The following is a 7523-nucleotide window of genomic DNA, read 5'->3' on the forward strand; positions in this document are numbered from 1 at the left end:
TTTTAAGACCTGTAGTTTGATTGATATAGATATTGTACCTGAACGTGAAGTCTTTATGCGGAAAGCAAAAAACGATTATCGTTCTTTCATTCTTAAAGCCAATTCCTTGACGTCAGATAACTTTACATTTGCAATGTTGCGAGTTCCAAGACTATTGCTCGCAGAACCGCATGAGCATGGCCGCAGCCTGCGCTCTTGTGGTCTGCCCCTGCGGGGTCAATGTGGTGTCGCTGGTGCCGCTGATGATGCCCTCGGCGTTGGCCCATTGGATGGCGGCAAGGGCGTAGCCGCTGATGCTGCCCGCGTCGGCATAGCCGGAGAGGTCGGCGGCTGCGGTCACATCATAGACCAGCTCCTGGGCAAACCGATAGAGTATAGCGGCGAACTGCTCCCGGGTGATGGGGTCATCAGGGCCAAACTTACCGTCGCCGTACCCCTCCGCGATGCCGTTCATCCTCGCCCAGTAGACTGCTGTTCCATAGTAGGCCGTGGCGTCCACGTCGGCAAAGGGATAGCCCCAAATCTCCCCCTCCATGCCGGGGGAACCCGCCATGCGCCACAGGATGGTCATGATCTGACCCCGGGTGGTGGTTCCGTTGGGGTTGAACGCGCCGCCGCCGATGCCGTTCATCAGGCCGTTTTCATAGACGTAACGCACTGCGTCACAATACCAGGCGCTTTCCGGTACGTCAGTAAAGGGCAGGGTTCCCAGCGGGATCTCACGGAAGATGACCTCCACCGTCGCCTTGCCGCCGGGCTGGGTAAAAGTCCAGGTACCATCGCCGTTGTCGGTCACGTCAACCGGCTTGCCGTCCTTGTCGGTGACGATCACAGCCTCCACCTCATAGCCGTCCTCCGGCCTGGGGGTAACGGTCACCTCGTCGCCCTTGTGGGGATTGCTGGGCTGGACGGCCACATCTCCGTTTTCCGTGTTCTCCACATCGGGGCGGTAGGTGGGCCTGCTGGTACCCTCGCTGCCGCCTCCGCCACCACCGCCGCCGATGTATCGCCAATTTGCCGTTATGGTGGTACTTGCAGCAGGCATGGTAAAGGTGGTTGCCGCGCTGGAAGTGTCTGCAAATGTGCCGCCGTTTGAGGAAGTCCACCCGTCAAAGCGGTAATTGCTGCGGCTGCCTGCGTTGATCTCAACAACTGCGTTCTCGGCATACTCGCCGCTTGCGTCAACCCCGTTGCCACCGTTTAAGTTTACGGTCAAGCTGTAGGTGGCTGGTTGGGGTTCGACAACGGCAAAGGAGAGCGCAACTTGCGCGCTGACGTTTTCCGTGCCGGAAACAGTGAGCGTTTCCGCATAGTTCTCCACGTCAAGCCCAGTGATCGGCTGGACAGTGAATTGTGCCGTACCGTCGGGGGCAAGAGTGGCGGCGCTACCTGTAAAGCCTTTTCCCGCCGTAATGGTATAATTCGTGCTGGTCGGCAGACTAACGGTTGTGTTTTGGTTGCCCTCATTCTTGATTGTTACCGTCTGCGCGGCAGGTGCTTCTGTATAGCCTACCGTTTGACTGCCAAAGTCCAGCGTGGCCGGGGATGCGGAAATCTCATAGACCGGCGGGATATATTCGGGTATGGTGACTTTCTGTTTTTTGCTGACATTTCCCGCCTCGTCTTTCACGACAATGTAAATATCCTTTGCCCCATTTCCTGTAAGCTTGGTTAGGGAAATGGTGTTTTCTTCCGCTGTGCAGGCAGTCCCTGTTCCGGTGGTAGTGATCTCCGGCTCGCTTGCGCCACTTTCTACAATGGCATAGTAATATTCGCCCGCTTCGCTGCTGGTAAACTTCACCGTCGCGTCGGTTTCGCTGTCGCGGGTTGCGCTGCCCGATGTAAGCTTCGGGGCGGTGGTGTCAACAGCGGATTGCACATCAATCATTTTGCTGCCGTAGTCCGTCAGCCTGGTATCGTCGTTTTCCCCGCCGTTGTACTGCTCGTTGAATACATACAGTTTTGTATCATTGTCTAACGTTACACCCGCAGGGAGCGTAAGGTTTGTCGTTCCCTCTGCGCCATTGGTCATACCGTCCAGCTGCAAAATGCGCCCGTAGTAGGTAATCGCACCGTTGTCCTCGATAACAACGGAAATATATTCATTCGTCCCAGTCTGTGCGCCGGAGTAGGAAAAGTCAATCTTACTTTCTTCAATTTTTGCTTTGGAAATGGAAAAATCGCGGCTTCCATCTAAAAGCGTCAATTTCCACTCATTGCCGCCATAACCGTCAATTTCAAAAATCGCATCGGCGGCTTCGCCGCTTTGATTATCGCTGCTTTCAGCGGCGGGGATTTTGCCGCCTACGGCGGCAGATGTGAAGAGGACAGATGTCAGATCTAAATGAAAAGCGGGACGAACAGCGACAAAAGTATTGTTCACATAGCCGCCGTCCTCAGCCACACTGCCGTTCATGAGTACGTCGGCCGCACCGTAAATCTGGTCGCCGCCAGGCGACCGCAGCCACCAGAAACCGGCTCCGCCGACACCGCCGGATGCACCGCCGCCTGCGGCATAGGCGGTATTGGTCGCGACACGGCTGTCGTTATCGGCAAAATAGCTGCTGTTCTGTGCTTCTGCAATTGACAAAAGAAAAATTTTATCGGTAGTGTCGTTGCCGCCCTCTGTGTGATACTTCGAGTTATCATCATTGACAACCTCTGTTTCTGCGATAGCCCCTTGCTCTCCGTCAGAAAAAGCGGTGCTGATAAAATTATCGTCTGTATAGTCAATCCCGTCATTGCCGCCGGTATTGTGCGACGCATCGTACCCGTTGAGCCAGGAGCGCATGGTGCTGGTTTCCCATGTTACGCTCTCCTGTTTCGTATGATATTGAAATACGTCAAGATTTTGGTCGGAAAGCAGAAACAACTGTCCCTTGGCATTTTCCAGCACCCGCCACTTGATGGGATCGGTGTTATAGCCGTCGCTGTCATTGCTGCTTTGCTTATATCTACCAAAATATATATTGCTGTCCTGTCCGCCGCTGATATTCGCGGCAGTTCCGCTGTCCACAAGCTGGATCGCCTTGCCTGTGTCTGTTCCTGCCGCAAGTGCCGCTGTCGGCAAAAGCGCCGCGATCATGCAGGCGCACAGCAGCGCGGACAATAACCGTTTTCCTGTGTTCATATATGCTTCCTCCCTCTTGTCATGAAATCATCTGAAAATAGCGCAACATACAAAAAGGGCGCGCCACGCCCACGGAAAAACCGTGGACGCAACGCGCCCTTTTTGTTGACTTTTTCTTTATTTACACAGCAAAAAAGGACAGACTTATCCTGCCTGTCTGCCTGTCTGCCTGTCTGCCTGTCTGCCTGTCTGCCTGTCTGCCGTGAGTATATCGTATAGAATCATACTTGTCAACCTCTTTTTACAAAAAAACGCATAATCTCCCTATTTAACGATTATACCTAAGACAACAAAAGCAGTCAATAGAGCTTGCGCCAATGATGCGTCTGATGTTACGAATCACACATTTTTTCTTGCCCTTTTTCCCGCGCTTTGCTAAAATGGAAATCAAAGAAACGCGCAAAGGTGGTTTGTCAATGGCAGCTAAAAAAATCGATTTGGAAGAAATCGCGGCCCTTACAAAAGCATTGTTCCACGCCCACTATGCGGGGGACTTAGATAAATGGTTTTCCTACCTCTGCCCGGACAGCGTTTACCTCGGCACGGGAGAGCCACTATTATTTGGCGGCGACGCAATACGGGAGCATTTCAAAGGCTTTACAGGGAAAGCAGTCAACATCATAGAGGAAGAATATTTTCCGGTTTCCCTGGGAGACAGCGCGGCGCAGGTCTGTGGTCAAATCATCGTGGAAAGCTTGGAGGGATCTTTCCGCGTCATCAACCATTTCACCATCAGTTACCGGATCATAGGCGGGGAACTGAAAATGGTACACCAGCACAATTCCTACGAGTACATGCAGCCAAGTGAGAGTAAGGTGCTGAACCTGGACGTAAACACCACGCAGTTTGTCCGCAGTCTGCTGTTGGAGCGCCCCTCTGGACGGCGTATACCGATACGCAGCGGGACACAGACCATTTTCGTCAATTCAAACACCGTTCTGTATGTGCAAAGCCAGCGCAGGAAAACCGAGTTTGTCTGTATTGATCGGGTGATCTCCTGCAACAGTTCCATCGGGGAGATTGCAAAGGAATTGCCGGATTTGTTTTACCCTATTCACCGGGGGTATCTGGTCAATACGCTGTTCATCGTGGCGATCCGGCGCTTTGAGGTGGAGTTGATTTCTGGGCTTTGTATTCCCATCCCCTCTCTAACCTATATGAAGGTCAAGGAGGATCTGCTGCATAAAATCCCAAGCAGGGAGATTCCGAGCCACGATTCCCAATAACACAGGCCAGCAATGGATTGGAATATCCTTTTCGGATATTTCAAAACGCTGGTTGGGGGTCTCGCCTGTCGGCTCGGTCGGCGCTGCTGGATGTCTGCCGCATCCAGCGGTCGCCACCGGCGACCTGCGCCTCCAAATCCCAGCCTAGGCGCTGGCGCTTCTGGCGAACATGCCTTACGGCGTGGCAAAACCACAAGCGGAGCTTGTGGTTTTGCTCCCTTGGGTCGCTGGTTTTCCGCTACGTTTTGCACGGAAAACTGCGGCTGCCACCGCAAGAGGATTGACAAGGCCCGCCGCCTTGTCCTATTATCAAAGATACCAGCGGGCAACGGCGTGCGTCTTTCAAAACGTTGAAGTAAGGGAGTGCGCCGGCACGCATTGTCTTATGGAGCTTTCAGTAGGGGTTGCGCAGTGAAACCTCAAACCGGTGTAGGCCGTAAGGCTGAAAGAAAATGCCCGGTCCGTCTTGGTATCCAAGGCAGATTTATTCATGTGTAGGTTTGTCAAAGAAATTGGACAGTGAAATCTAAGGGAGAACGCCATCCCAATGGCCTCATGGGGAAGTTGTTGGAGCGGCGGTTGTGAATGGCGAGCTGCTTTGCAAAATCATCCAGGGAGTAAAAGCTGTGGCAGGAGTAAAACCATTTCTGGTCCTCCCTGTGGCTGCGCTCCACTTTGCCATTGTGACGTGGGGTATTAGGGACGAATGAGCTTGTGGCGGATGCCAAGTCGGGCCGCGGTACTCTCAAACAGGGTGGGCAGGTCTCGCTTGCTGCTGGAAAAATGGTTGGTGAACTCAAACCCGTTGTCCGTCTGGACGCACTCCACTCGTATTCCCCAGCGGGCATACCACTTGAGCAACTTTTTGCGGAAATCCGCCGAGGAATAGGTGGACTGCTCAGGGTATGCGGCCAGGAAGCGCAGGCGGGTGAACTCGTCAATGGCGGTGTACTGGTACAGGCGGAGTTCTGTGGCTGCGATACACTTTCGAGGAACTACGTTCACATCCACCTGGATTCGTCGGCCGGGATAGGTCGTCTGCTCATAGAGCTTGGGTTTGTATGTCTTTTTCTTCTCAGCCGCAGGAAACAAGCCCAACTTCCGCATCACTCGGAACAGGCTTTCCGGGCGGCGGGCATAGCCCCGCGGCCGTAGCCGGTGCCACAGTTCCACCATGCCAAGATCGGGGGTGCGGCGGTCATTTTCGACTCCGCTTCTGTGTGCTGGTTGGGGTGATTGTGGGGCGTCTGGAGCGGTAGTCTAGGGACTGCACCGTCCCATCCCATCGGTTCTTCCAAAAGTAGATGTACGACCGACTCTTGTTGTACTTCCGGCTGGCACGGTTCACGCCGTACTTTTCTGCATATTTCATCAGGGATTGCCGGTATGCCAGGTCCTGTGTTATACTTTTGCTCATGAAGGATATGGCCCCCTCTCGTTGAGTTGTTGCCTGCAACTCCAACTTTAACCGATGAGGCCCTATCCTTCATCCTTTTTTATTCATCTGTCCAATATGTATTGTACCCATACAAACTCCTGCACTGATACAAAGACCACGTTCTTGATTTTCTTGTTAAATTATGATAAAATTATTTGTTAAGGAAGGGGAGAGCAGATGAACTTTTATCAGGCAATGCAATTAGATGTATCCGTATGTAAGGAAAAAATCAGAACTGCCGCAACTAAATCCGAAAAGCACAAATTTGTAGCGGCCTTAATTATAAAAGATGTACTTTGTGTTCTCTTTGCTATCGCCTTTATTTCTGTACTAAATTTTTTCTTTGGCAATGAGAACAGTTCTGCCGCCGTAGTGATCTTCTGTATTTTGCTGATGGTTCGTTTTGTTGACTTTGGATACCGTATCAAGGGGTCGATGATAAATTTTTTTGTTGTGTTTGTACTTCTAACATTTAGCCCCTGTATTGCCCAGTCTGTTAATCCGGTTATAGGATTTTGCATCAACTTTTTGAGCATTGGATTTATTGTAATTTCAGCCTGTCATGAACCGCTGTATGGAAGCGCCGGACTGTATTTGTTCGCCTATATGTTCTTATATGGTAATCCCGTGGAGGGGCGGCTTTTGGGACTCCGTACCCTGGAAATGTTGATAGGAGTTCTGATATGCGGAGCCGTTTTCTATATCAACCACAGAAAAAAACACTATGACAAAAGTTTTTTCCAAATTGTAAAAGATTTTTCACTGTCCACTTCTCTTGGAAGGTGGCAGTTTCAAGTGATTCTGGGACTGTCGTTGGGAATTCTTGTCGGTGAACTTCTTCAAGTGGATAGAGTCATGTGGGTAGGCTGTGCCTGCCTTACCGTACTTACGCAATACGGAGAGCGGCCCAACAAACGAGCATTCCAACGGTTGGGCGGCGTAGTAGCCGGAAGCTTACTGTTCGGGATTGTATACCAGCTCCTTCCTCCAGCGGCGCAGCCATCTTTAGGAATTTATTCCGGACTGCTTCTGGGGCTCTGTGCTGCATATCATTGGAAAACCCTTTTGAATTGCTTTGGGGCACTTTTAATGGCTACAAGTATTTTTGGATTAAAGTCGGCCATTATTCTCCGTATCGCCAATAATATAATTGGATGTTGTTTCGGGGTATTTTTCTATTATGCATATAACTTTGCAGTAAATCGCCTTATAAAAGATAGAACGAGTGGGAATATGTGCTGATTGGGACAGAGGCCGGAGGATTATCTTCCAGCCTCTGTTTACAATTTTCCCCATTAGAGTATAAATAAAAAACTTGCACAGTGGTTTGGGCTGCTCGTGGAAATGACTGTCCATAGACCGACGCTAAGAACTGCTCACAATGAGTGACAGCTCTTTCATTTACCTGCTGAGTTTTTTCCCGCAGATTGACACGTTTCATGTGTGCTGTTCGTAAGCGTAAAATAAGCCAAGAGAAAGGGCGCAGGTAAATTTGCAACCTGCGCCCTTTGAGATTGGACAGTAAATGGGATTTAGGATTTAGATGAAGAAAGATCCTGGAATTCAGCGGAGTAAACCGCATGGAAAAGAACCGCGAGGAATTCGGTAGAACATAGATGCCTGTCAAGAGGCCTGAGGCTGTTTCAAATTATGTGTAAACCTCCTGAGTGGTGTAGAATAGAAGCATCACACAGGAGGTTATACATATGGCCAGAAAGAATCGCACGCC

Annotated in this window: 5 protein-coding genes; 2 read left to right on the plus strand and 3 right to left on the minus strand. The window is 51.0% G+C overall.

Annotated elements, in window-relative coordinates:
• Positions 1–151: 151 nt before the first annotated feature.
• Positions 152–3130 (minus strand): S-layer homology domain-containing protein, encoded by a 2979-nt coding sequence (locus OCV66_RS15125; protein WP_147574625.1) that lies wholly within the window; start codon positions 3128–3130, stop codon positions 152–154.
• A gap of 416 nt (positions 3131–3546) precedes the next feature.
• Here OCV66_RS15125 and OCV66_RS15130 point away from each other — a divergent pair, with 416 nt between their 5' ends.
• Positions 3547–4356 (plus strand): LytTR family transcriptional regulator, encoded by an 810-nt coding sequence (locus tag OCV66_RS15130; RefSeq protein WP_186950394.1) that lies wholly within the window; start codon positions 3547–3549, stop codon positions 4354–4356.
• 696 nt (positions 4357–5052) lie between these two features.
• Here the strand turns inward: OCV66_RS15130 and OCV66_RS15135 are convergent.
• Together OCV66_RS15135 and OCV66_RS15140 are read right to left on the minus strand one after the other, a co-directional pair.
• Entirely contained in the window at positions 5053–5463 is a 411-nt protein-coding gene (locus OCV66_RS15135; RefSeq protein WP_243182500.1) for a DDE-type integrase/transposase/recombinase, read from the minus strand.
• Positions 5464–5554: 91 nt separating this feature from the next.
• Positions 5555–5773, minus strand: a complete 219-nt coding sequence (locus tag OCV66_RS15140) for a helix-turn-helix domain-containing protein (protein WP_243182498.1) — start codon at positions 5771–5773, stop codon at positions 5555–5557.
• Between the two features lie 198 nt (positions 5774–5971).
• Between OCV66_RS15140 and OCV66_RS15145 the strand changes: the two genes are divergently transcribed.
• On the plus strand, positions 5972–7036 hold the full coding sequence (locus OCV66_RS15145; RefSeq protein ID WP_147574627.1) for an FUSC family protein: 1065 nt from the start codon (positions 5972–5974) through the stop codon (positions 7034–7036).
• The last annotated feature ends 487 nt before the right edge of the window (positions 7037–7523 follow it).

It is taken from the genome of Agathobaculum ammoniilyticum (assembly GCF_025567315.1).
Lineage (GTDB): Bacteria > Bacillota > Clostridia > Oscillospirales > Butyricicoccaceae > Agathobaculum > Agathobaculum ammoniilyticum.